16 protein-coding genes are annotated in these 25450 nt (G+C 61.2%); 13 read left to right on the forward strand and 3 right to left on the reverse strand.

Annotated elements, in window-relative coordinates; translation table 11 throughout:
* Positions 1 to 2404, reverse strand: a 2404-nt coding sequence (locus tag VJ464_18040; protein HKQ07036.1) for a carboxypeptidase regulatory-like domain-containing protein, incomplete at its 3' end; no start/stop codon positions are given.
* Between the two features lie 300 nt (positions 2405 to 2704).
* On the opposite strand from VJ464_18040, the gene VJ464_18045 reads away from it, so the two are divergent.
* Positions 2705 to 4147: a glycosyltransferase family 9 protein gene (locus VJ464_18045; protein ID HKQ07037.1), complete on the forward strand. Its 1443-nt coding sequence runs from the start codon at positions 2705 to 2707 to the stop codon at positions 4145 to 4147.
* Between the two features lie 83 nt (positions 4148 to 4230).
* Positions 4231 to 5229: a PfkB family carbohydrate kinase gene (locus tag VJ464_18050; protein HKQ07038.1), complete on the forward strand. Its 999-nt coding sequence runs from the start codon at positions 4231 to 4233 to the stop codon at positions 5227 to 5229.
* Positions 5230 to 5309: 80 nt separating this feature from the next.
* On the opposite strand, the gene VJ464_18055 is transcribed toward VJ464_18050, so the two are convergent.
* Positions 5310 to 6086, reverse strand: coding sequence for a hypothetical protein (locus tag VJ464_18055; protein HKQ07039.1), 777 nt, complete (start codon positions 6084 to 6086; stop codon positions 5310 to 5312).
* Between the two features lie 199 nt (positions 6087 to 6285).
* Here VJ464_18055 and VJ464_18060 point away from each other — a divergent pair, with 199 nt between their 5' ends.
* The 7 genes from VJ464_18060 to VJ464_18090 all read left to right on the forward strand — a co-directional run bounded on the left by VJ464_18060 (position 6286) and on the right by VJ464_18090 (position 19285).
* Positions 6286 to 10029 carry a multifunctional oxoglutarate decarboxylase/oxoglutarate dehydrogenase thiamine pyrophosphate-binding subunit/dihydrolipoyllysine-residue succinyltransferase subunit gene (locus VJ464_18060; GenBank protein HKQ07040.1) on the forward strand — a complete coding sequence of 1248 codons (3744 nt, stop codon included), beginning with the start codon at positions 6286 to 6288 and terminating at the stop codon, positions 10027 to 10029.
* 191 nt (positions 10030 to 10220) lie between these two features.
* Positions 10221 to 11342, forward strand: a complete 1122-nt coding sequence (locus VJ464_18065; GenBank protein ID HKQ07041.1) for a helix-turn-helix transcriptional regulator — start codon at positions 10221 to 10223, stop codon at positions 11340 to 11342.
* 278 nt (positions 11343 to 11620) lie between these two features.
* Positions 11621 to 13384, forward strand: a complete 1764-nt coding sequence (locus VJ464_18070) for an NF038122 family metalloprotease (GenBank protein ID HKQ07042.1) — start codon at positions 11621 to 11623, stop codon at positions 13382 to 13384.
* Positions 13385 to 13438: 54 nt separating this feature from the next.
* Positions 13439 to 14929 (forward strand): alpha/beta fold hydrolase, encoded by a 1491-nt coding sequence (locus tag VJ464_18075; protein HKQ07043.1) that lies wholly within the window; start codon positions 13439 to 13441, stop codon positions 14927 to 14929.
* A 53-nt stretch (positions 14930 to 14982) separates the two neighbouring features.
* On the forward strand, positions 14983 to 16179 hold the full coding sequence (locus tag VJ464_18080; GenBank protein HKQ07044.1) for a lactonase family protein: 1197 nt from the start codon (positions 14983 to 14985) through the stop codon (positions 16177 to 16179).
* A 107-nt stretch (positions 16180 to 16286) separates the two neighbouring features.
* Positions 16287 to 17609 carry an MFS transporter gene (locus VJ464_18085; GenBank protein ID HKQ07045.1) on the forward strand — a complete coding sequence of 441 codons (1323 nt, stop codon included), beginning with the start codon at positions 16287 to 16289 and terminating at the stop codon, positions 17607 to 17609.
* Between the two features lie 275 nt (positions 17610 to 17884).
* Positions 17885 to 19285 carry a BACON domain-containing carbohydrate-binding protein gene (locus VJ464_18090; protein ID HKQ07046.1) on the forward strand — a complete coding sequence of 467 codons (1401 nt, stop codon included), beginning with the start codon at positions 17885 to 17887 and terminating at the stop codon, positions 19283 to 19285.
* Between the two features lie 73 nt (positions 19286 to 19358).
* Here VJ464_18090 and VJ464_18095 read toward each other — a convergent pair whose 3' ends face one another.
* Positions 19359 to 19940 carry an MXAN_5187 C-terminal domain-containing protein gene (locus VJ464_18095; GenBank protein HKQ07047.1) on the reverse strand — a complete coding sequence of 194 codons (582 nt, stop codon included), beginning with the start codon at positions 19938 to 19940 and terminating at the stop codon, positions 19359 to 19361.
* 88 nt (positions 19941 to 20028) lie between these two features.
* On the opposite strand from VJ464_18095, the gene selA reads away from it, so the two are divergent.
* From selA to VJ464_18115, 4 genes are all read left to right on the forward strand, one after another.
* Positions 20029 to 21543, forward strand: coding sequence for an L-seryl-tRNA(Sec) selenium transferase (gene selA, locus VJ464_18100; protein HKQ07048.1), 1515 nt, complete (start codon positions 20029 to 20031; stop codon positions 21541 to 21543).
* Positions 21544 to 21641: 98 nt separating this feature from the next.
* Positions 21642 to 23333 carry a hypothetical protein gene (locus VJ464_18105; GenBank protein HKQ07049.1) on the forward strand — a complete coding sequence of 564 codons (1692 nt, stop codon included), beginning with the start codon at positions 21642 to 21644 and terminating at the stop codon, positions 23331 to 23333.
* Between the two features lie 342 nt (positions 23334 to 23675).
* Positions 23676 to 24890, forward strand: a complete 1215-nt coding sequence (locus tag VJ464_18110; protein ID HKQ07050.1) for a type IV pilus twitching motility protein PilT — start codon at positions 23676 to 23678, stop codon at positions 24888 to 24890.
* 98 nt (positions 24891 to 24988) lie between these two features.
* Positions 24989 to 25435: a regulatory protein RecX gene (locus tag VJ464_18115; GenBank protein HKQ07051.1), complete on the forward strand. Its 447-nt coding sequence runs from the start codon at positions 24989 to 24991 to the stop codon at positions 25433 to 25435.
* The last annotated feature ends 15 nt before the right edge of the window (positions 25436 to 25450 follow it).

A 25450-nucleotide genomic window follows, 5' to 3' on the forward strand; every position in this document is an offset into this window, starting at 1 on the left:
CATTGTCAAACGGCCGCGCGGACGAAACACTCGGGTTCACAGGCTGGTTGATATCGCGATAGCGAAACAGCTTCGTGCCGTGTGAACCGACGTACCCGACTTCAAGCACACCGTTTGCGAACAACTCGCGCTGAATGTTGAAGTTGTAGTTTTGAATGTACGGAGTGCGCAGGTTCGGATCGACTGCGAAAACATCCGAATCGAGAAAGTCTGTAAAAATCGGAACATTGTTCTGGATTACGGGCTCGGTCGAGAACGAAAAAAGTACCGGCGCTGGTCCAACCGGATTGAAAGCCGGTCCGGGATTGAACGTATTGAACGGAAGTTGTCCCGCGAAGAAGTCCTGCGAGAAGGCGTCGTAGAACAAACCCCAACCGGCACGCACGACAGTCTTGCCGTTTCCGTGAACATTCCACGCGAGTCCCAGACGCGGCGAAAAATTATTCCAGTCGCGATCGTAGAGACGCGGCAGTCCTGCTGAACCAACCTGCACGAGACCTTCGGTCGGACTGAAGTTGCTCAGCAGATCGTTCTCTTCGCCGATAACCCCGAAATAATCCCAGCGCAGTCCGAGATTGAACGTGACTTGCGGGCTCCAGCGAAACGTATCCTGCAAGTAACCGGCATGTGAGTTCTGAAACGTGTTTCGATTCGAATTGCCGCGCGCAGCCCGGCCACCACTCAAAGTGCCGGAGAGAAAATCTCCGAGCGAGGCGAAATCCAGACGGCCGCGATAGCCTGCATCAAAGAACTGGTCCACCGTTGTACGTCGAAACTCGTAACCAAACTTCAGGTCGTGTCTGGCGAGTTTCCACGAAAAGTTATCGATGATGTGGAAGTTGCTATCGACACGCGCGCGTGGAACAGAAAGCGTGGCGCCGATGTTAGTGATGCCCCGCTCGTCCTGAATGCGAATCAGGGGCAACCCAAAGTCGCGGTCGTTCGTGATGCCGGTGTTGAGTCCGATCGACCGCGGATCGAAATCGTTGTCTTCGGGAAAGAACCCTTCGTCGAAGCGGTTGTAACCGAATCGCAACTCGTTGACTTTCGTTGCCGAAAGAATCTTCAGATAAGAGAGCGAGACGAGATGGACTGTCGTTGGAGTAGTCGTGTTGAAACCGGGAAGAATGTTGCCGGCAAGAATCGCGAGCGGGAACGACTGATCGCTCGTGCCGAAAAAATAGCGACCGGTAAGTTGATTGTCCTTGTTGAATGAGTGATCGATCTTCGCGATCAGGCTGTCGACGTCGTTCGAAGCAGGCGTAGTGACGAAGAGATTCGGCGCGCTGGGGTCATCGGGATCTAACGGTCTATTCGGAGCGGGCCACGGATTCCGCGCCAGCAAGCGAGCGATGACCGGATTGGTTGGACCGCCAAGCGCCTGGATCTCACTCGGATCGGGAACGCGCGCAGTTGAATTCAGTCCGACTCGTTCGCGTTGGCCTTCGTAAGCGAAGTAAAAGAACGTCTGGTTGCGCTTGATTGGACCACCGAGCGCGCCGCCGAATTGATTGTTTCGAAACGCGGTCTGCGGATCGGGTTCGGGATTGAAGAAGTTGCGCGCGTCGAGCTTGTTGTTCCGGAAAAACTCAAACAGCGAACCGTGAAAATCGTTGGTGCCCGACTTGGTGACGATATTCACGATCGCGCCCGCGTTGCGGCCGTACTCGGCTTCGAAGTTTGAGAGTATCGCAGCTTCCGAAATCGCTTCGATCGGGAGTATGGTCGCGGGAGTTCCGAAGACGCCGGCTTCGTTGATCGCGGGCAGGTTTCGATAACCATCGTTCATGTCGGTGCCGTCGAGCAGGTAGTTGTTTGCGCGTCCGCGATTGCCGTTGGCGCTGAACAGGCCGAACGAGCCGGGCGAATCGGTCGCCCCCGACGGGTCGCCGGTCGCGCCGGGCACCAGCACCAGGAATTTTGTGAAGTCGCGCCCGTTGATCGGCAGGTCAACCACCGTGCTGCCAGAGATCGTGCCGCCGAGCGTGTTGGCGGTGGTTTCGACCTGCACGGCGTTGGCCGTAATCGTCACGGTATCGGAGCTGGAGCCGCCGACCGAAAGCTGCGCATCGGCGCGGCGCTCGCTTGCGACTTCCACACGGACATCGGTGATTGAGTAGGCGCGAAAGCCTGTGGCTCGCACCTTGACTTCATATCTGCCGATGGGCAGCTCAGGCAGTGAATAGTTGCCGGCGTCATCCGTGACCGTAGACCGCTCGATGCCTGTGTCGAGGTTGCGCGCCGTGACGGTCGCGCCGACGACAAACGCGCCTTGCGGGTCGGTGACGGTGCCGAGAATCGTGCCGCGAAAAGTTTGTGCCGAGACGGACGGCGCGGCGGCCGACAGCAGCATGCAAACGATTGTCAGCGTCGCAGCCAGCCAGCGAAATGATGATCGTGACATTCAGTCTTCTCCTGAGCGGTTTAGATTCCGGGGGGCGATTGCGCCAATCACTGAGGACTATTCCCTACGGTTCGATGTGCCTATTCTAAAGTGACAGGTGACAGGTGACAAGTGACAAGAAAGAAGAAGTCAGGAGTCAGAAGTCAGGAGTTAGAATAAAAGCCGCGGCGGAGCCGACCTCCTTATTCATTCTGACTCCCGACTCCCGACTCCTGACTCCTGACTTCTGACTTCTGACTTCTCTCCGCGTCACTTGTCACCTGTCACTTGTCGTTGGGATAATCAGCGTCCGGTTCGAGGATGAGCAAACCATTAGACAACGCCACGCCTGACGAGATCGTCGCGGGGTTTCTGAGTGAATTCCGCGCGACGGGCAATTACCGGCGCGAAGCGGTCGCGCGACTGATGGGGCTTGCGACAAGCGACCATGCCGGAACCGCGGAACGGGCCACCAGAGCCTTTTTCGCGTCGCTCATCGAATGGCTGGCCGATTCATTTTCGCCCGCCAATGTATCGCTCTACAACCGCGTCTTTGCCCAGGCCATCGAACATTGCCGCCGGCTGCCGCAGGGCCGCGCGTTAGATCAGGCGTTGAGTCATTTTGGACTGCACGACGAAGCCGCTTTGCTCAACCGCGCCGAAGCGCTGCGCCATAGACGGGCGGGCGCAGGCTTGCCGTCGGCAAGCGTGCGGCGCATCATCGTGCTATCGCGTGTGACGCTCGGTGCCGATGTCGCCATCACCAGCGTCATCATCAACCGCTGTGAACATGAATTCCCCGACGCCGAGCTGGTTCTCGTCGGCGGGCGCAAAGCCGCCGAGCTTTTTGGCGGCGACCGGCGAATCACCTTCAAAGAGATTGCCTACCGCCGCGGCGGCATGACGATTGAACGCTTGTTGAACTGGCTCGATGTGATCGAAGTCACGCGAGAGCTGACCGCCGGATTATCGCCGGGCGAATGGCTGGTGGTTGATCCCGACTCGCGGCTGACGCAACTCGGCCTGCTGCCGGTGACCGAAGCGGAAGCGAATTACCTCTTCTTCCCGAGCCGCGAATACGGCGCGGCGACGGCGCAGCCACTCGGTCAATTGACGCCTGCCTGGCTCGACGAAATTTTTGCTGCGCCACAGCCGATGCTGCCGCGCTTGAGCTTGCGGCGCGCAGACCTCGGCGCGGCGAATGCGCTCGTCATGCGATTGCGGCAAGCGAGCGCCCGGCCCATCATCACGGTCAACTTCGGCGTCGGCGACAACCCCGCCAAGCGCGTCGGCGATGACTTCGAGCCGTCGCTTGTCACCGAGTTGATCCGGCAGGGCGCAACCGTCATCCTCGACAAAGGCGCGGGCGCGGAAGAAACACGCCGCGCCGACGCGGTGATTGCTCGCACCCGACAGATAACAACGGTCGTCGGGCTTACGGAAAATGGCTTGGCCGAGATGAGCGAGGCGGACGCCGCCGGGTTGTTGGTCTGGGATGGGCGCATCGGCATGCTTGCGGCGCTGATTGCGAAAAGCGATTTGTACATTGGTTATGATTCGGCGGGCCAGCACATCGCCGCTGCGGCCGGGACGCCTGGCGTTGATGTGTTTGCCGGCTACACCTCGCCGCGCGTGCTCGACCGCTGGCGGCCCGCGGGCCGCGCCGCTTGCGCCCTCATTGTCGTCGAGCCTTCGCGCCCGGCTGCCGAGATTCTTTCCGCGACCCTCGCCGCTACGAAGGAGATGTTCAACAGGAGGCAGTGAGCAGCGAGCACGAGGCAGTTGATTTCCAAGCTCTATAGGGGGACTGGCGATTGCTCCCTGCTTCCTGATCCCGACTATTGCTTATGCGCATCACGATTCTCGAATTCACGCCGTGCGCCGATTCGATCTTTCACGTCCGCCGCGATACGGACGAAGGTTACGTCGCGAGCGACGGGCGCGAGGTGCGGATCAAGGCCGGGGCGAAGCTGCGCCCGCAGCTCATCACGACCTATGCCGGCGGCAAAGCCACGAACGTCGCGCGCGTCATAGACAGGCTGCTCGCAGACGCCGATGCGGTTGAAGTCGAGCTGATCGTCTTTCGCCCTGATTCGCCCGAAGGCCGCTACTTGCACGACCTGCAAACCAGCGACCTCGGTCGTGTGCGCGTTCGCCCGGTCATCATCGATAGCCGCGCGCGCTTCTGCATCGATCTGACCGATCCGACGACCTCAGAGGGTGATCGTGTCGAGCTCAACATCAGCCCGCGCGCCGTCTGGGCTGAGAGCGCGCTGGCGGTGGCTCTGGCGTCGGCTGCGCAGATCAGCAGTGACGTGCTGTTGGTGGCCGGCAACCCGCCGGTGATCGCCAGCCGCGGCGCGATGGCGGTTGATCTCTATGCGCAGGTGATCGCGGAAGTGCGGTCGCGTGTCGGCGTCATCTCGCTCGACGCCGAAAAAGCGGCGCTCGCCAATTGCCTGAAGTCGGCGGCGCGGCCCGATGTCGTCAAGATTAATGAGGCGGAATACGGCTCGGTTGACCGGGCGCTGTGGGATGACTTCAGTGGCGCGCTCGTCGTCACTGATGCGAGCGGTTGCCGCCTGTGGCCGCAATGCAACCGCGATGCGCCGGTCAGAGTCGAAGGCGCGCAAAGCCGCGCTCGCTATTCGACCATCGGCGCGGGCGATTGTATGCATGCAGGCTTTGCGGTCGCGCGCTGGGCGCGCGGTTTGGATTTGATTGCGGCGGCGCGCTATGGTCAGGCGACCGCCGCCGCCGCGGTCAATTCTCTCGACGGCACGCGCGGCATCACGGCGGCGGCGGTCGATCAATTCTTCCTTGAGCTTGGGGGCAGAAGAGGCTAGGAGGCAGTAGGCAGGAAGCAGGAGGCAGTACGGATTAACGACTGCTTCCTGCTTCCTGCCTACTGCCTCCTGCCCCCTACTTACTGGCCTGCCGGCTTATTGAACTTGGCATCATCAATGGCGACGTTGTGCTTAACGCTGTCGAGCTTGATGGTGAATTCGATAGCGGGAGTGATTTGCCTGATGGTGAAGGGAAGCTTGACCCCATCCACGTCGCGGTAGTCGCTGGAGTAAGACGAGACCTTCGCCTTACCCTCTGGCGTGTCGGCCACTACGTCTGTCCGCACGATCAAGCCCGATTGCGCATCGAAGTACATTGTCTCGGTAATGCCATCCGCGGTGGTCGCGTCAACGACGTAGGCGTCGCTAGCGCCCACCTTCTCAATGCCTTTAACCACCATCTTCGGGAATAGCTGCATCATCTTGATGTCGCGGTAGAAGTCCGAGCCCAGTTTCATCTGCGCCAGCTCGGCACCCGACAGTTCGCGGTTGCCGGTCTGCGGGTTGACATCCCAGCCGACCGTGCCATTGTAGCCGCGCTGAATCAAGCCGAAGCCGGTGATGTCAATTGTTAAGACGGTCTTGTTCGGCGCTTTGGAATACATCGACACAGGCGCGCTGACGCCCATAGCGGCGATCTCGAAGGTGCCCGTCGCCTGGCGGCTGGTGATCTTTTCGAGGGCCGCTTTGCCGCCGATGGCCTGCACATACTTGTTGACGATCTGCTCGGCGCTCGGCAGCGGGGTGGACGGCTTGGCCGCAGGCGTCTGCGCCGGTGCCGGTTTATCCTGCGCGTTGATGGCGGTGCCGAAGCCCAGCATCAAGCAGAGAAAGAGAATCGTTAGCGTTCGCTTCATGAGTGTTCCTTTCAGATTCAAATTAGAGTTACAAAAGCGTGAACTGCCCAACAGCCGGGCAGAGCGTCTTGTACGACGCGGCCCGTTCAAATTCTCTGACTTCTTTATGGCGAAGCGCAAGCAATTTCGCGGGCGGGCTGGTTGTTAAGCGCCGCCCGCCGCATTAAACTGTAAGCTTGCGACGGAAAGGAAATTCGATATGACGACGACCAGGCAGATGACCGAGGCCGAGCTGGGCGAATTAATCGCCGAAGAGTTCGGCGTCAACGCCGATTATGTGAGCGAGCTTTTATTGCAATACAGCCGCAACCCGCAGTCGGTTGACGAAGAGTGGCGCGGCTATTTCGCCGAGCTGTTGAGCAACGGCCAGTTGTCCGGCGAGCCCGCCGGCAACGGCGCACCCAAATCAGCCGCGCCGGCAGCGGCCCAGACGCCGCCCGCCGCGGCAAACGTCTTGCACGCCGATTACAACTGGGGCGCGCAACCCGCGGCGCAACCGCAAAGCCCGCCGCAACCGGCAACCGCCGCGCCGCCCGCCGCGCCGCCGGCACCCGCGCCGGCACGGACGCCGACCGTTGATGCCGGCGAGCGCTTGCCGATACGCGGCCCCGCTCTGCGCATCGCCGAGAACATGGAAGCGAGCCTCGCGGTGCCGACCGCTACGTCGCAGCGGCAGATTCCCATCAAGCTGCTGGACGAAAATCGCCGCGTCATCAACCAGCACCTCGCCGCCGCCAAACGTAAGGTCTCTTACACACACATTGTCGCTTACGCCATCGTCAAAGCGCTCGAAGCCTTTCCGCAGCTCAATGATTCGTTCGCCTCGGTCGAGGGCGCGAGCTATCGCCTCCGCCATACGGATGTGAATCTGGGCGTCGCGGTTGACGTGACCAAGAAAGACGGCTCGCGCACTTTGCTGGTCCCCAACCTCAAGGGCGCTGACAAGATGACGTTCCGCCAGTTGCTCGACGCTTATGACGATGTCGTGCGGCGTGCGCGCGGCGGCAAGCTCCAGGTCGAAGACTTTCAAGGCACGACCATCAGCCTGACCAATCCCGGCACCATTGGCACGACTGCGTCGAACCCGCGATTGATGGCGGGGCAGGGCGTCATCATCGCTACAGGGGCCATCGAATACCCGCCCGAATACCAGGCCATGTCGCCTGAAGGTCTGTCGCGCATCGGCATCAGCAAGATCGTCACGATGACTTCGACCTACGATCATCGCATCGTGCAGGGCGCGGAATCGGGCGCTTTTCTCGCCCGCATTGACGAGATGCTGCGCGGCCAGCACGAATTCTATGACGAAATCTTCCGCGACCTGAGCATTCCTTACCGTCCCTACCGCTGGGCGATTGACGTGAACCCGGCGATCCTGGGCGAAGAGCGCCGCCGCGACGTGGTTCACAAACAGGCGCGCGTCTTCGAACTGATCAACGCCTACCGCGTGCGCGGCCATCTAATCGCCAACATCGATCCCATCGGCTGGGGCGAGGTGCAGTATCATCCTGAGCTTGATATCGAAACTTATGGGCTGACGATCTGGGACCTGGATCGGCACTTCATCACGCAGGGCCTGGGCGGCACAGAGACCGCGCCGCTGCGCCAGATCGTTGAGTACCTGCACCGCTACTATTGCGGCTCGGTCGGCATCGAATATCGCAACATCCAGAGCCCCGAAGAGAAAGAGTTCATCCGCTCGCGGGTTGAGCGCGACGCGCCAACGGTGCCGGTCGAAGTCAAAAAGCAGATGCTCTGGAAGCTGATCTCCGCCGAGCTGTTCGAGAAATTCCTGGGCACGAAATACCTCGGCCAGAAACGCTTCTCCATCGAGGGCAACGAGACGGTGATTGCGGTCGTTGATCAGTTGATCGAGAGCGCCGCGCGCCGCGAGATCATTGACATCACCATTGGCATGGCGCACCGCGGGCGCTTGAACGTCATTGCCAACGTCATCGGCAAATTCTGCGAGCGCATCTTCACCAGCTTTGAAGGCTCGATCCATCCCAACTTTCCGCACGACCAGGGCGACGTCAAGTATCACCAGGGCGCGGCCGGCGTGCGCGAGACCGCCGACGGCCATCAAGTGACTCTGGCGGTGACGCCGAACCCGAGCCATCTGGAGTTCGTTGACCCGGTCGTCGAAGGCATCGTGCGCGCCAAGCAGGACGGCAACGGCAATCGCAACGCTCATCTTGCGGTGCTGCTGCATGGCGACGCGGCGTTTGCCGGTGAAGGCGTCGTCGCCGAGACCCTCAACCTGTCGCAGTTGCCGGGCTACCGCACGCGCGGCACGGTTCACATCATCACCAACAATCAGGTCGGCTTTACGACGCCGCCCGAGGAAGGGCGCTCGTCTACCTACAGCACGGACATCGCCAAGATGATTCAGGTGCCGATCTTTCACCTGAACAGCGACGATGTCGAGGCGGCCTATAACGTGCTGCAAATCGCCCTCGATTACCGGCAGACGTTTAATAAAGACGTGGTGCTGGACATCATCGGCTACCGCAAGCTCGGCCATAACGAAGGCGACGAGCCGACCTACACGCAGCCGCTGATGTATCAGCGCATCAAGGAGCATCCCGGCGCGCGCGAGCTATACGCCCGCCAGCTCATCGGCGAAGGCGTGATGACGCGCGAGGAAGTGGACTCGCTGATGGAAGAGCGCATGCGGCGCTACGAAAACGCCCAGCTCGGCGCCAAAGCCATCGTCGAGAAGCAGGGCAAAGAGATCAGCCTGCCGGCCATCGTGCCGGAGATTGAATCGGTGGGTGTGCTTGAGACAGGCGTCGCGCGCGACACCTTGCGCGAGATCGCCCATACGATCACCACCGTGCCGAGCGGTTTTAATCTGAACCCGAAGATCGTCACCCTGCTATCGCGGCGCGCCAAGATGGTCGGCGGCGCGGCGGCGGTTGACTGGGGCACGGCAGAGGCGCTGGCTTTCGGCTCGCTGCTCGCGGAAGGCACGAGCGTGCGGCTCGCCGGCCAGGACACGGTGCGCGGCACCTTCAGCCACCGCCACGCGTCGTTCCACGACACCAAGACCGGCGAAGAGTGGATACCGCTGACGAAGCTCGCACCAGAGAAGGCGCGCTTTCAGATTTACGACAGCCCGCTATCGGAAGCCGGCGCGCTCGGATTCGAGTACGGCTACAGCGTCGCAGTGGCGGGGACGCTGGTGTTGTGGGAAGCGCAGTTCGGCGACTTTGTGAACGCCGCGCAGGTCATCATCGATCAGTTCATCGCTTCGGGCGAGGAGAAGTGGAATCAGCCGTCGCGGCTGGTCTTGCTGCTGCCGCACGGTTACGAGGGCCAGGGGCCAGAGCATTCGAGCGCCCGTTTCGAGCGCTTCTTGCAGTTGTGCGCCGAAAACAACATGCAGGTGGCAAACGCGACGACCGCGGCGCAGTACTTCCATCTGCTCAGGCGACAGGCGCGGCAGCAGATGAGCAAGCCGCTGATCGTGATTTCGCCGAAGAGTCTGCTGCGGCTGCCGGAAGCCGCGTCGGCCATAGACGAGTTCACGCGCGGCGGCTTTCACGCCGTCATCAAGGATGCGGACCTGCAAGCCGAAGGCGTCCGCCGCGTGCTGCTCTGTAGCGGCAAGGTCTATTACGATCTCGTGGCAGAGCGCAAGACGCGCAACGACCAGGGCGCGGCGATCATTCGCCTGGAGCAGTTCTACCCGTTCCCGAAGCAACAACTGGTGGGCGAGCTGAACCGCTACACTAACGCCGCGGACGTTTGCTGGGTGCAGGAAGAGCCGCAGAACTATGGCGGCTGGTTCTTCGTCGAGCCGCGCCTGCGGCAGTTGTTAAAGGCAAACCAGCGATTGCGTTATGCGGGCCGCCCGGCGAGCGCCAGCACGGCGACCGGGTCGCACACCCTGCACATGCTCGAACAGCAACAACTGATAAAGGAAGCGTTCGCCGGCTAAGGCCGGGCGTTACCCCAGGGGCAATTGAAACGGAGAGCTTATGCGGGGCGTGACCATAGACCTGCCGGAAACGGGCTTTGCCGCTCTCGCGCCGGTTTAGAAAGTCTCGCCGTTCCGGTACAACGCATAGGATTCAGGCAGTGCAGGGATAAGTACGCGGCGCTTGCCTGATTGATAAAGAGCATTTCCTGATGGAGCCTTCTCTTGATCTGACTGCCGGTCTGACCCTCTTAGGAGCCGCTCAAGGGCTCTTATTGGCCTTGGCGCTTTTGGGCCTTAAAAAAGCCGACCGCACCGCCACCCGCCTGCTTGCTGCTTTCATGCTGGTTAGCGCAATAAGCATGGGCGGCAGCTTGCTGGTCAGCACAAAATACATCTTCAGCTACCCTCATCTTACGCAGGTCTCCGCGCCTTTCCATTTTCTTTTCGGGCCGATCATCTTCCTTTACGTCAGGGGCGCAACCTCAAGAGGATCGCGCCTTCGGAAGCGAGAGCTTCTACATCTCGTGCCGTTCGCCTTGTGCGCCGCCTATTACCTGCCGCTTTATCTTCAAAGCCGTGCAGGTAAGCTTGATTACCTGCACGCCGCGTTTCAAAACTATCCGCCCGCCGAATGGCGTATCCGGTCGCTGCTCCTGGTTTTCCAGTTCCTTCCCTACCTTGCCTTGGCGCTTTTCATGTTTTTTGCGCATGCTCGAAAGGTGCAGATTGAGCCTGCCGCCGGCAGGCTCAATCTGCTCTGGCTGCGGACTTTCATCGTCATGATTTTGATCATTTGCGGGGCCGGTCTCTTCCGTCTCGTCTTTGATTTTCGCGCCGAGACCATGCTCCTCGTCCCCTTGTGTTTTTCAATCATGGTATATGTGGCGGGCTACATGGCGCTCAGACACCCGGAGGCCCTGGCGGGGCGGAACGAAGCGCCGCCCCCGAAGAAGTACGAGAAATCAACCCTTACGCCGGAAAGGGCCGAAGCCTATTTGAAGAAATTGCTTCATGTAATGGAAACCGAGAGCCTTTATCGAGATGGCGACTTGACGCTGCAAAAACTTTCCGAGAGGTTGTCAATACCGATCAATCATCTCTCGCAAATCATTAACGAACGGTTAGGGCAAACCTTCATTGACTTCATCAGCTCGTACCGCGTGAAGGAGGCCCAGAAGATGTTGGCTGATCCGGCAAAAAAACATTACACGGTCATCGCCATCGCCGAGGAGGTCGGCTTTAACTCGAAATCGGCCTTCAATGCCGTGTTCAAGAAACAGGTTAATATGACCCCTTCCGAATACAGGAAGAGCGCCAGCAGTAAAGGCTGACGCAAGCGTTTCCAGATTCCCATCCTGTCGCTGACCCGCTCCAGCTTTCTTCTGACCGGTAATAGTGCGCCTGCACCATACGATGGAGCGTCCTGACTGCCCATTCAGGACGACGCTGCTGGAAAACCGGATAATATGGCGGTTGTACGCTCATCTACCAGCGTCCCAAGAAAGCCTGAAAGGTAAACCTGCTGCCGAAAATCGTTTGCTACTCAAGTTGAGTTCAGACGCCATCTGCCAGCAAGTGTATTGAAAGTACGAAAGGAATTTGCCATCAAATGAAAAGCTCAATCGCGCTCTCGTTAGTCACGGCCATGATCATTTTGATGAATCTGGCACCCACGCCTGCCCTGGCGTTTCGCCAAGAACCTGTATCCGACACGCCTGCGGCTACGGTTGTTTTCTCGCTGCCCCAAGCACCTGAGGCGGGTAAGTTCACGCTTTATGAGCAGAATGGGGCGGCCGCATGCCGCGAGGCAACGGCTGAAGAGGCGGGAGTGTTTCAGCACGCCCCCGGAGTCACGCTGCACCCGATCTCTCACGCCAATTCGTATGCGGTGTCGGAGAAAGAGTCGGGGCTAAAGATCATCCTGCGGGCGACCGCTCAATTGGAAAGGTTCCCCGAAGCAAAGGCGGCATTTTTGAAATCGGCTGCCGTCTGGGAAGAGAAGATTCAATCGCCGATCACGATTGTCATCGATGTTGACTTCGGCCCGACCTATTTCGGCCACACCTGGCCGCAATTCTCGCTGGGAAGTTCGAGCGCGCAGGAACTGGTCAGCCCTAACGTCTACGAGACGGCCAGAGCGCGGTTGATTGCCTCGGCGACCGACGAGCAGCAGTTGGCCGTTTACAACGCTCTGCCGACGGGTGCGATCCCGACCGACCTCGGCAGCACCACCACCATGACAGGCCCGTCGGCAAACGCCCGCGCCCTCGGCCTGCTCGACCCGGTAGCCGACCCCGACGGCAAGGAGAAATATCTTGGCAGCCCCCCGGAGGTGGCGTTCAATTCCAATTACAAGTTCGACTTTGATCCCGGCGACGGGATAGATTCCGACAAGATAGATTTTGAAGCGGTCGCCGTCCATGAAATCGGCCATGTGCTGGGATTCATCTCCAAGACCGGGGCGCGCGAGCTCGACGGCAAAGCGCCCATTGCGCCCACGGTTTGGGACCTTTTCCGGCTCCGTCCGGCGACGCCGCAAGAGCGATTCTCGGCAGCGTCGCGGGTGCTCTCGTCAGGGGGCGAACAGATGTTCACGGTAGCGGGGCTTGAGCTGCCGCTTTCGACCGGCAGGCCGGACGGCTCTGGCGGTGACCATTTTCAAGCCTCTCACTGGAAGAACGACGACCTGATCGACCACCGCTACATTGGCGTGATGGAGGTCGGCCTGCCGACAGGCAAGCGGCAGGTAATGACGGCCCACGATCTGCTCGCGATAAAAATGATGGGCTACGCATTGAAGACGGGGATCGAGATGGCGCCGGAGATTGGCGGCTTCTCCGGTAAAATGCAAGACGACACGCTCACGATCACTGGCATCGCCGCCAGCGCCGCGAATGACCTCGCCGAAGCCGAGGTAAAGGTGCTTGACGATTCGGGCACTGTGCTTGCACAATACCCGCTCGCCCGGCTCACCCTTGGCGCATCGTCGGTCGCCGGTTTCGCCCTTCAGCTTCCCGGCATCAACCAGTGGCGAGCCGCGACTCAGGCCAGCCTCACGTTCCTGGATCGGATCGGCAACCGCAGCTCGACTTTGACAACCGGCATCCTCGAAGGCGATTCAGGCGGGCCGCGCTTATCAAGTCTCTCTTTCGACGGCAGCGTGCTACAGATCAAGGGGAAGCGATTGAGCCAGCATCTCAGCCTTGAAGTCAATGGCGAGGTCGTGCCGGTTTCTAACCTGACCGCAAAAGGCTCTGGGAAAAAGGCGCAGGTGGCGGCCACTGCGGCAGACCTGCGCCTGAGCGGCGGGCCGAACCGCGTGCGCGTCATCGAGGATGGCTCGCGCTCCAATGCCATGATTCTAAATCTGTAGGCGGTCGTATTGCTCGGGGCTCACGGGTTGATGCCGGACGCTTGAGGAAAGGCCATGACTCTGCGCTCGACCATGATGTTTATGCTGCTGGTCGCTTCGTTGTGGCCGGGCGCGCGGCTCGCCGGCCAAAGCGCCCAGAGTCGCCAGCCCGGCAGCCTAAGGTTTGAGCCATTCGAATACAGTATCGAGGGGCAAACCATCAAAGGCGAGCTGGGCCATCTAACCGTCAAGGAGAACCGCGGCAATCCGAAGACTAATTTAATCGAGCTCGCCTTCGTGCGGCTCAAAAGCACCGCGACGCGCCCCGGGCCGCCCATCATCTACCTCGAAGGCGGCCCGGGCGCTTCTGCCATCGGCGGCGCGCGCTTCCCGGAGTATATGCGCGCCTTCACGAAGCTGCGTGAGGTTGGCGACGTCATCCTGCTCGATCAGCGCGGCGTCGGGTACTCGCGCCCCAATCTCACCAGGCTGTCGCCACCGCTGCCGCTCGATTTCTTTGTTGATCAAAGAAAGGCCCTCGACATCATCAAGGAGCGAAGCCGCGAAGCCGCCCGATACTTTGTCGAGCAGGGCGTTGACCTGCGCGCTTATAATACTGTCGAAAGCGCCGACGACGTCGATGAGTTGCGCCGGGCGTTGGGCGCCGCCAGCGTCAACCTCGTCGGGTTCAGCTACGGCACGCACCTGGGGCTCGCGGTCATTCGCCGTCACCCGCAGCACATCAATCGCGCGGCGCTGATCGGCACAGAGGGGCCGAACCACACCGAGAAACTCCCGAGCACATCGCAGAGACAAATCGAGAGAATATCTAAACTCGTGGCTGCCGATCCGGTAGTCGGCGCGAAGGTGCCTGACATGACCGGCCTGCTCAAGCGCGTTCTTGAGCGCTTGGAGAGGCAGCCGGCAACGGTACGGATTACCGACCACAGATCGAACAAGGCGGTTGATGTCCAGGTCGGTAAGTTCGGCCTGCAACTCATCCTGATGATCGATCTCGGCGACACGAGCGATCTTCCCACCTTTCCGGCGTTGCTTTATACCCTTGATAAAGGCAATTATTCGATACTTGCGCGCTACGTCGAAAAGCGATACAACCAGTTCAGCGCGGGCATTCCTGTAATGATGGAAGTAATGGACGCTTCTTCTGGCGCAACGCGAGAACGGCGAGCACAAATCAGGAGGGAAGCGAAGGACTCGCTTCTGGATAACGTGATGAACTTCCTGGATGTCGGCGAAATCTTTGGCCACCCCGACCTGGGCGATGAATACCGCTCTCCCATTCGCACAAGTGTGCCGACGCTTTTCGTCAGCGGCAGCCTGGATAACAACACGCCCCCTGAGCAAGCAGACGAGGTGCGCCGCCACTTCAAAAGCGGCTCCCACATTATTGTCGAAAACGCGGGCCACGAAGATATGCTGATCAATCACCAGGTGCAACAGACCATCGTTGATTATTTCGCCGGACGCGATATCCGTCAGGTCAAGATTTCGCTGCCACCTTTGCGCTTCTTGCCCATACCGGATATCAAGGCCGGCGGTCAGTAAGAACAAACCACCCGCAACGGATAAAGCAAGCGTTCGCCGGTTAAAGACGCACTATGCCGCAACATCATCGCCGCCGCCGCGAGTTTCTGCGCTCTGCCGGGTTGAGCTGCATCTCTCTACTCGCGCCCGCGGGCGGGTGGTCAAAGCAACGCATGAAGGATCAGGCAAATCGGGAACTGCTGCTCTATGTCGGCACTTATACGTCCGGCAAAAGCAAAGGCATTTACCTCTACCGTTTCAACCGCGCGACCGGCGCGCTACGCCATTTTCGCACCGTCAGCGGCGTCAGCGATCCTTCCTTCTTAGCCATTGATCCGCACAGGCGCGCCCTCTATGCGGTCAATGAAACGAGCGAGTTTAACGGCAAGCCCGGCGGCGCGGTGAGCGCCTTTGCGATCAATCAGCAGACCGGCGAATTGAGCCGCTTGAATCAACAGGCTTCGCTGGGCGGCGCGCCCTGCCACCTGACCCTGGACCGGACGGGGAAATCATTGCTGGTCGCCAACTATGAAAGCGGCAACGTCGCGGTCCTGCGCGTGCGACGCGACGGCAGCCTCGGCGCGGCGACGGCGGTGGTGCAACACCAGGGCGCAAGCCTCAACGTCGAGCGACAGCAAGGGCCGCACGCGCATTGCGTCACCTTTGACTCCGCGTATCGCTACGCCTTCGCCGTCGATCTCGGCCTCGATAAAGTCATGATCTACCGCTTCGACGCGGCGCGCGGCAAGCTGACGCCGAACGAGGTGCCGTGGGCCGCCGTCAAGCCAGGCGCAGGGCCGCGTCATCTGGCATTTCACCCAAATGGCCTGTACGCCTATGTCATTAATGAGCTGGATTCGACGATCTCGGTGTTTGCCTATGACGGCAAGCGCGGCACGCTCGGTGCGGTGCAATCCATCTCAACGCTGCCGGGCGATTTCTCCGGCACGAGTTTCTGCGCGGAGGTGCAGGTCGCGCCTTCGGGGAAATTCCTGTATGGCTCGAACCGTGGCCATGACAGCATCGTCGTCATGGCTATCGATGAGCAAACCGGCAAGCTTCGGCCTATCCAACATGAGCCGACGGGCGGCAAGACGCCTCGCCATTTCACCATTGATCCGAGCGGCGCTTACTTGCTGGCCGCCAACCAGAACTCCGACACCATCCATAGCTTTCGCATTGACGCCAGCGAAGGCAAGCTGACGCCGACCGGTTATCAAGTAGAAGTGCCATCGCCGGTGTGCTTGATGCTGACGCCGGCCTTCGCTTGATCGACACCGCACACTCGGCCTCTGCACGGCTATTTCTATTTGTCGCCTCCTGCCGCCGTTTGATATAGAATCCTCCGCGACTTGAACGACCAGACGGAGACAATCAATTGACGACAAGCCCGGCGAGCGATTCGATGGCGGTGGCCGAACGCGCCCGACGGCGCGTTACGGCGCGCATCATGCCTTACATGTTCCTCCTCTTCATCATCGCCTTTCTCGACCGCGTCAACGTCAACTTTGCCGCGCTGGCCATGAAAGACGAGCTAGGCTTTGCCGACGACGTCATCGGCTTCGGCGCCGGCATCTTCTTCCTCGGCTATTTCCTGCTGGAGATTCCCGGCAGCATCCTGGTCGAGAAATGGAGCGCGCGCGGCTGGATCGCCCGCATCATGATCTCCTGGGGTGTGGTCGCCATCCTGATGGGCTTCATCCAGACGAAGACGCAGTTTTACTCGGCGCGCTTCCTGCTTGGCGCGGCAGAGGCGGGCTTCTTTCCCGGCATCATCGTCTACTTCAGCCACTGGTTTCGCTACGAAGACCGCGCCAAGGCGGTCGCCATGTTTATGGCGGCGATTCCCATCTCTAACATCATCGGCTCGCCGGTCTCTGGCCTGCTGCTCGGCGTCCACTGGCTCGGCCTGAGCGGCTGGCGCTGGCTGTTCATCATCGAAGGCGCGCCGGCCATCGTCTTCGGCGTGGTGACGATCTTCTACCTGACCGACCGACCGCAGCAGGCGCGCTGGCTGCCCGCAGACGAGCGTGAGTGGCTGACCGCAGCACTCGAACGCGAGAAGCAGGCCAAGCAGGCCCGGCACAGCTACGGCATTCTTGAAGCCTTGCGCCACCGCGAAGTCGTGTGCCTGGCGCTGGCTTACTTCTTCATGGTGACGGCGGTTTATGGGTTCAACTTCTGGCTGCCGGCGATCATCAAGCGGCAGTCGGGCTGGTCGAACATGATGGTGGCGGTGATTTCCGACATCCCGTACGCGGTGGCGCTGGTCGCCATCCTGCTGGTCGGCTGGTCGTCGGACCGGACGAAAGAGCGGCGCTGGCACACGGCGCTTTCGATGGCGACCGCCAGCCTGGGACTATTGCTGAGCCTTGCCGCGCAGAATCAGACGGGGGTTGCCATCTCGATCTTCTGTCTGGCGGCGGCGGGAATGTATGCCTACCTGCCGAGCTTCTGGGCATTGCCGACCAGCTTTTTGACCGGCACGGCGGCGGCGGCTTCTATCGGGCTGATCAATTCAATCGGCAACCTCGGCGGCTTCGCCGGCCCTTACGTCGTCGGCTACGTCAGCAACGCGACGCATTCGTTTTCGGGCGGCGTCCTCTACCTGTCTGTGTCGGCAATGGTCGCGGCGGGGCTGATCCTCTCTCTCAGGACGACTAGGCGGAGAGAATCCTCCGCGGCAGACACGCCGGATTGAGCCACCGACCTACGTCGGGCCGCCGAGACCGGGCAAATCGATTTGTGATCTCTCAACCGGAAGGCTTACAATTGGCCTGCTCATAGTCCCTGACGGCGGAACGCATGTGGACAGCGGCGGCAGCGGCTCGATAACTGCTTGTCTGCTGTTAACGCTTGCGGAGCCTGAAGAACCGTAGACTCGATTTATGCCTGTCGCTAGCAGCGAATCTTCGTTATAATGCGGCGTCGCAACGGCATACATCACTGATATCCAATTTTCACGATGGAGGATTTATGAAAGCAACCCCTCTGCGGGTCATTATCGTCCTTACTTTCTTTGTTGCTCTGATAGCGGCCCTCAACCCGGTGTCGAGCCGCGCCCAGGATGGCGGACAATCTTCTTCAACGGACGCCGGTTCGCAGAGGGCAAAGCGCCGCTTGTCCCGGCAGCAGAAGGGCAGCGCTGAGGTCAGCCCGAACGTCACTTGTTCCTTTGTCCTGTCCCCGACCAGTCAGGCTTTCGGCCCGGCGGGCGGCAGCAACAGCTTCACCGTCACGGTGGGCAACACCTGTAACTGGACGGCGATGACCAACGACGGCTGGATCACAATCAATTCCGGCAGCGGCATCGGCAACGGCACGGTCAACTACACCCTCGCGCAAAACATCAGCTTCAACTCGCGCACCGGCACGATCACGGTCGGCGACAAGACCTTCACGGTCACCCAGTCGGGCATCCCCGCACAGGGCTTGAGCTACTTCAAGATGGACTTCGACATGGACATGAAGACCGACATCGGCTTCTACCGCAACGGGCTGTGGGGGGTGTTGAAGTCAACGACGAGCTACAACACCAACAACGCGCAATTCTTCAGCTGGGGCGGCACCGGCTTGCACCCGATCACGGGCGACTTCGACGGCGACGGCAAAGCCGACATCGGATATATGGCGCCGCCCGCCGGCGGTCAGAGCGCCGCTTTCGCCATTCTGTTGTCGAGCCGCGGTTACAGCTTCGCGGCGGGCCAGCCGTTGTTCATACCGGCGGGCTTCCCATCCCTCGGCGATATTCCGATCATCGCGGACTTCGACGGCGACGGCAAATCTGATGCCGGCATCTGGCGCGCGACGCAAGGTATCTGGATCATCGCGACCTCGTCGTCAAACTTCACGAACTACATCTTCGCGCAGTGGGGTCAGCTGGGCGATATTCCGCTGGCGGCTGACTTTGACATGGATAACAAGGCCGACATCGGCTTCTACCGTGATGGGCTGTGGGGGGTGTTGAAGTCAACGACGAGCTACAACACCAACAATGCGCAATTCTTCAGTTGGGGCGGCGCCGGTCGGCAGCCGGTCATCGGCGACTTTGATGGAGACACCAAGGCGGACATCGGCTACATTGAGCCGCCCGCCGGCGGCCAGAGCGCGGCCTATGCCATTCTGTTGTCGAGCCGGGGCTACAGCTTCGCGGCGGGCCAGCCGTTGTTCATACCGGCGGGCTTCCCGTCCATCGGCGATACGCCCATCGTTGGCGACTTCGATGGCGACGGCAAATACGACCCGGGTGTCTGGCGCTCGTCGCAAGGCATCTGGATTATTCCGACTTCGTCGTCCAACTACACGAGCTACATCTTCGCGCAGTGGGGACAGGCGGGCGATATTCCGCTGCCGAACACCAGCGGGCTGCATTATTAAGCCGCAAAAACCCGAGGGGCGTGAGCCAACGGCCCACGCCCCTCGACATTCTGCCTGAAGTTTCGCCTCTTGTTTAACGACCCTTCTTGGTTTCGGTTGCCGCTCGCGCCGTGAATCGCACCCGGCCATTATCAACTCCAACGACAAATTCGACGGTATCGGTCGCCAGCTCGCGCTTGATCTGTGAGACCCGCCCCTTCAGGAATTCGGTGAAGGCTTCGAGCGAGAGCCCGCCGACGCGCTCGCCGCACTTGCGTTTGGCGGCGATCAGCGTGTCGTAAAGCTCGCTGATCTTCTCCGGCTCGTTCTGCAAATCTTTGAAGCGAATGGTCGGCAGTCGGTCGCGCAGCGCCATCAGCGCTTCGGCGGTCGGCGGGCGTCCGCTCTCTTCGCGGTCCTGCGTCTGCCGCCGCCATAGCTCGCGCATGACGTTGTAGCGCGCCACCAGGCTGTTATAACGAAAGCGCTGACTGAAGGAGATGTTGCGCGAGTCGTAGAGCCGCTTGATGGTGGTTTCGACACGTCCCTTGGTGTCGAGCGGCGGGCGCGCGGTGCCGCCATTGAAGAAGATGTCATACTCGATCTTCAGGCGGCGCATTTCATATTCGAGCCGGTCAAGCTCTTCGTCAATTGGGTTGACTTGCTTGGAATCCATGGCCATCCTCGGGGCGGGGACTTCGCCGCGCGATGCGGGGTCGTGCTAGAATGTAAGCCAGGCACTGACCCGTGTCAATGGTAATCGCATGACGAATGAACGATTGAGATCGCTGCCTTCGGTCGAGCGATTGCTGGCGCGCCCGGCGGCCACGCGCCTGGCTGCGCAACTGGGACGCGACCGCGTCCGCGACCTCCTGCGCGACATTCTTGATGAGATGCGCGATGAGCTTCTGGGAGTCGGGAATCAGAAATCAGGAGTCGGGAGTCAGAAGTCAGAAGTCAGAATAAAGCCGGAGGCGACAGCCGACTTCCTTTTCCATTCTGACTCCAGACTTCTGACTTCTGACTCCTTTCTCGAAGAGATCGAGCGGCGGCTCGAAGCGCGCGGCGGGGCGATCAGCCAACCCTCGCTGCGGCGTGTGATTAATGCTACGGGAGTCATCATTCATACCAACCTCGGTCGCGCGCCGCTGGCCGCGGAGGCGATTGACGCCTTGAGCGAAACGGCAGCGCATTACTCGAATCTCGAATACGACCTTGAGCGCGGCGAGCGCGGCCACCGCGAGGCGCATTGTCAGGAGCGGCTGGCGCGGCTGGCCGCGAGCGAAGCGGCGCTGGTCGTCAACAACAATGCGGCGGCGGTGCTGCTGGTGTTGAACACGCTCGCTGAACAGGGCGAGGTCATTGTCTCGCGCGGCGAGCTGATTGAAATCGGCGGCAGCTTTCGCATCCCCGAAGTCATGGAGAAGAGCGGCGCGCGGCTGCGCGAAGTCGGCACCACCAACCGCACACGCGTTGAAGATTATGAGCGCGCCATCAACGAGCAGACGCGCCTGCTGTTGCGCGTCCACCCGTCGAACTATCGCATTGTCGGTTTCACCGCGCGCCCACAGCTTGCCGAGCTGGTCGAGCTGTCCCGGCGCACAGGCGTCCCGGTTTACGAAGACCTGGGGTCGGGCTGTCTGGTTGACCTCGCGGCTTATGGGATCAAAGACGAGCCGGTGGTTGCCGAATCGCTGAAGGCCGGCGTCGCGGTCGTCACCTTCAGCGGCGACAAGATGCTCGGCGGGCCACAGGCCGGCATCATCGCCGGGACGCGAGAGATCATCGAGCGCGTGCGCCGCAATCCGCTGACGCGCGCCCTGCGCGTAGACAAGCTGACCTATGCGGCGCTCGAAGCCACGCTCAGGCTTTACGAGCGCGGCGTCGCCCACGAGCGCGTCCCGGTGATCCGCGCCATGGCCGCGCCGCTTGCCGAGCTGCGCGAGCGCGCCGGGCGCTTTTGCGAGCGGGTCGCGCAGACGACCGAGCAGCGAATGCGGGCGACGGTCGAAGCCGGCGCTTCGGTGATCGGCGGCGGCGCCGCCCCGGAAGTGAAATTGCCAACGGCGCTCGTCGCTCTGGCCGCCGCCGAGTGGAGCGCCGCCACGCTCGCCGAACGATTGCGAGCGCACGTTGTACCGATCATCGCGCGCGCAGAGCGCGACCGCCTGTTGATCGATCTGCGCACCGTCGCGGCGGATGAGGAAGGCATCATCCTCGACGCCCTGGCCGCCATCGCGCAACCCGTGCCACGGCCTACGGCATCAGTAAATCATTGAGTCAATCGAGTCTTAGAAGGCGAATACGCTGACCTCGGCGGGCTCGATAAAATCGCTAGATTCGGGGATAGACTTCAGAGTTAGAGAGGAAGAATGAGATGCTATTCGTGCTCTTGATCTGGCTGCAAGCCGCGCCGCTGTCGAAGAAGGTTATCGTCATTGCGTCACTGTTATTCGTGCTGGCCATCGTCCTGCTGGTTTACTTCGTCCGCAAGCTGCGGTCGAGCAGCAAGACCGAAGACGATTGGAGCATGACGCGCAGCAGCCTCTTTGTTGAGCCGCCGCCTGTGAGCGATACTTCACAGGCCGCAATAGAGACGACGCCCGTGCCGGGTGCGCCTGCCGGCGAGACGCGCTTGCTTACCAGCGAGCCGCTCGATGTCACGCCTCAGGCCCTCGACGTCGCGCCTCAGGCCGAAGAAGTCGCGCCACCCGCGCCGGCCAAAGCGCCGCCGGCGACCGAATTGCTGGGAGGCTCGCCATCTGCGCCCGTCACCGATGATGAGCGCCATACACGGTTGATCAGTAGCCCCTCTTTGCCGGCGCGTGAGGGGCGCGCTACGGAAGTGCTTTCGAGCTATTCGCCCGTGCCACCCGCACCGCCTGCCCCACCCGAGCCGCCCGCGCCTGAAGCCGAAGTCGCCGAGACGCCGGCAACCGACGAAGCTGTGCCGTTTGATGAAGAGGTCTGGTCCGGCCTAGGCGAGATCGAGTCGCCGCAGCCGACCGAGGCGACGGCTGAATTGCGCCCGCCCGCCGCGCCGCCGATTGAGCCACCGCCCGCTGTGGTCGAGCCACCGCCCGCTGTGGTCGAGCCACTACACGAGGCGCGAGTCGAGCAACGCCCGCCGCGCGCCGCTTTCGAGCCGCCCACAGTCGAGCCGCTTCATAAATCACGCGAGCCGTTCGAGCCGCCGGTCATCAGCCCCATCACGCCGCGCGAGCAGACGGCTTTGCTCGGCGCACGGCCTCAGGCCGCGGCAGACGAACTGCCGCGCCCGCCCGCCGACCGTCCAGCCGCGAAAAGTGATCTACCTCACGAACCGCCGCGACCGGAGCCGACCGCGCCGCTTTATTCCGACCGCGCTGCGCGTCTTGATCGCGACAGCGAAACCGCTGCGCCCGACTCAAGCGCCGCAGGCACGCCGACCGGCGGTCAGGTCTGGGATACGGTGACGGCTGCGACCGCCAATCGCTCGCGACCCGCGGGCGCGGTACTGGGCCTGCCCACGGAGAGAGGCCAGGGGCCGCTCGTGCTAGGCACGCCTGCGAGGTCGCGCGAAGAGATTGGCATTGGCGCGCTCACAGACTATGGGAAAGTGGATAAAGAAGGCGGGCGCGGCGGGTTGATCCTGCTGGCGATTGCGCTGCTGGTCTTTGGCGGCGCGGCGCTGGCCTACTTCCTCGTGCCGTCGGTTCACGAACGAGTCAACTCCTGGGTCGCGCGCTCGCGTGGCATCGATCCGAACGAAGCGACCTCGTCGCAGCCAAAGGCGATGATCTTCCCTTCACGCGTGCCCGAGACCGATAAGAACCTGGTGCATGCGAAAGGCGCTGTGCAGAACATCTCGAATGATGCGCTCGAAAACCTGGCGCTCGACGTGCAGTTGAATAAATCCGGCGGCGATACCGAAATGATCAACGTGCCGGTCACGCCGGCGCAGCTTGCGCCCAACGATCAGGGCAATTACGCCTTCGATTACGACGGCAAAGGCGTGCTGAGCTATACCATCAAGCGCCTGTCGAGCAATGGCAAAGAAGTGCGCTTCACCGCGCCCGGACAGAAGTGACGCGGGGACCGAGGCGACGCGGCGACGCGGCGAAGTGAAAGCTCGCGAACCGTCTCCGCATTTTTCCCTCGTCGCGTCGCCGCGTCGCCCCGGTCCCCGCGTCGCCGCGTTTCGCCATCATTACTATTGTCCGGCTTTTGGCTTGCGCTTATAATGGCGCTGCTGAAAGTCGGGCCCATGCCTTCGTCGGCCCGCTTCGGCGGCTGCCCCTTTGATTCATCCGCCAATCGGATTCGCCCGTCGGTTTCGAGCGTTTCCGCCTATCTGTCACCCGACAGTCGCTTACCGTTGTCCCCGCGTTTCCATCTGTTAATCGGATGAGCTTTCATGAGGCGATAGCTGATGTCACCGAGTATAGATCAATTGCTGACGATCACATGTAGCAAGGGCGCTTCCGACCTGCACATCAAAGCCGGCAGCTTTCCCTTTATGCGTATCAATGGCGAGCTGATGCCCATGGTCGAGGCGCAGCGACTCTCTGCCGAAGACACGCTCAACATGGCCTTCTCGATCATGAACAACCGCCAGAAGCAGCGCTTCAGCGAGATGAGCGAAGTCGATATCGCTTACGGCGTGTCGGGGCTGGGCCGCTTCCGCTGCAATATCTTTCAGCAGCGCGGCACGGTCGGCATGGTGCTGCGCGTCATCCCGACGACCGTGCGCACGGCGGAAGAGTTGCGCCTGCCACCGGTCATCGAAAAGATCGGCGACGAGCCGCGCGGACTGGTGCTGGTCACCGGCTCGACGGGGTCGGGCAAATCCACGACGCTGGCGGCGGTGATCGATTACATCAACCGCGTGCGCAGCGGCCACATCGTCACCATCGAAGACCCCATTGAATTTCTCCACCGCGACAAGAAGTCTTATGTCAATCAGCGCGAGATCGATGTCGACACGCGCAGCTTTTCCGAAGCCCTGCGCGGCGCGCTGCGGCAAGACCCGGATGTCATCCTGGTCGGCGAAATGCGCGATTACGAGACCATCGAGACCGCGCTGACGGCGGCAGAGACCGGCCACCTGGTGTTGTCTACGTTACACACGCTCGACGCGACCGAGACGGTCAACCGCGTCGTCTCGGTCTTCCCGCCGCACCAGCAACGGGCGATCCGCCTGCAACTGGCGAGCGTGCTGCGCGCCGTCGTTTCCATGCGGCTGCTGCGCGCTGCCGAGCCGATCCAGGGACGCGTGCCGGCGGTCGAGGTGATGATCGTGACGCCTTACATCCGCGACTGCATCATCCACGGCGAGAAGACGGCCTTGATCCGCGACGCCATTGCGCAGGGCACCTCGCAGTATGGCATGCAGACCTTTGACCAGTCGTTGTTTGATCTCTATTCGCGCGGCTTGATAACATACGAAGAGGCGCTCAATGGCGCGACCAATGCCGACGAGTTCAAGCTGAGAGTATCCGGCATCCGGTCGGTTACCGAGCAGGCGCGCGAAGAGATGGAGCGCGGTCGCAAGCGCCCGGGCACCGCGTCGCTTGACGCCAACCGGCCCGAGCCCAAGCAGTTTGTCAATTGGCTTTTAGAAGGCACAGAACAGGTGACGCGATAAACCACGCGGCGCGCGCGAAAGAGGCGCGCGGCGGCGAGGCGGAGTCACGGCGCGCGGTCTCGCCTGAAAAACTCCGCGAACGGATCTTTCAAAGGGCGTTGAATATTCTGGGGGCGCGGCCACGCAGCGAAGCGCAGTTGCGCGAGCGGCTGCTGGCCAAGCCCTGGGCTGACGCGAAACTGGTTGACGAGTGCATAGCCAAGCTCAAAGAGCTAGGCTACGTCAACGACGCGACGTTTGCCGAAAGCTATGCGAATTACCGGCTGACGGCGCGGCCCGTCGGGCGGCAGCGGCTGGCGCGCGAGCTAACCCAAAAACGGGTCGCCCGGCAGACGATTGACCGCGCCCTGGACACGGCTTATGAGGAAACGAGCGAGGAAGCCTTGATTGACCGCGCCCTCGCCAAGCGCCTGCGGCTGCACGGTCGCCCCACCGACAGGCAGAGCGCCAAGCGGTTGTTTGATCACCTGATGCGGCTCGGCTTCGGCTATGATCTGATCGTTCGCAAGCTGAGCGAGCTTCGGGCCGATGTCAGTGATGAGTGATGAAGTGGGTATTTC

It is taken from the genome of Blastocatellia bacterium (assembly GCA_035275065.1).
GTDB lineage: Bacteria > Acidobacteriota > Blastocatellia > UBA7656 > UBA7656 > DATENM01.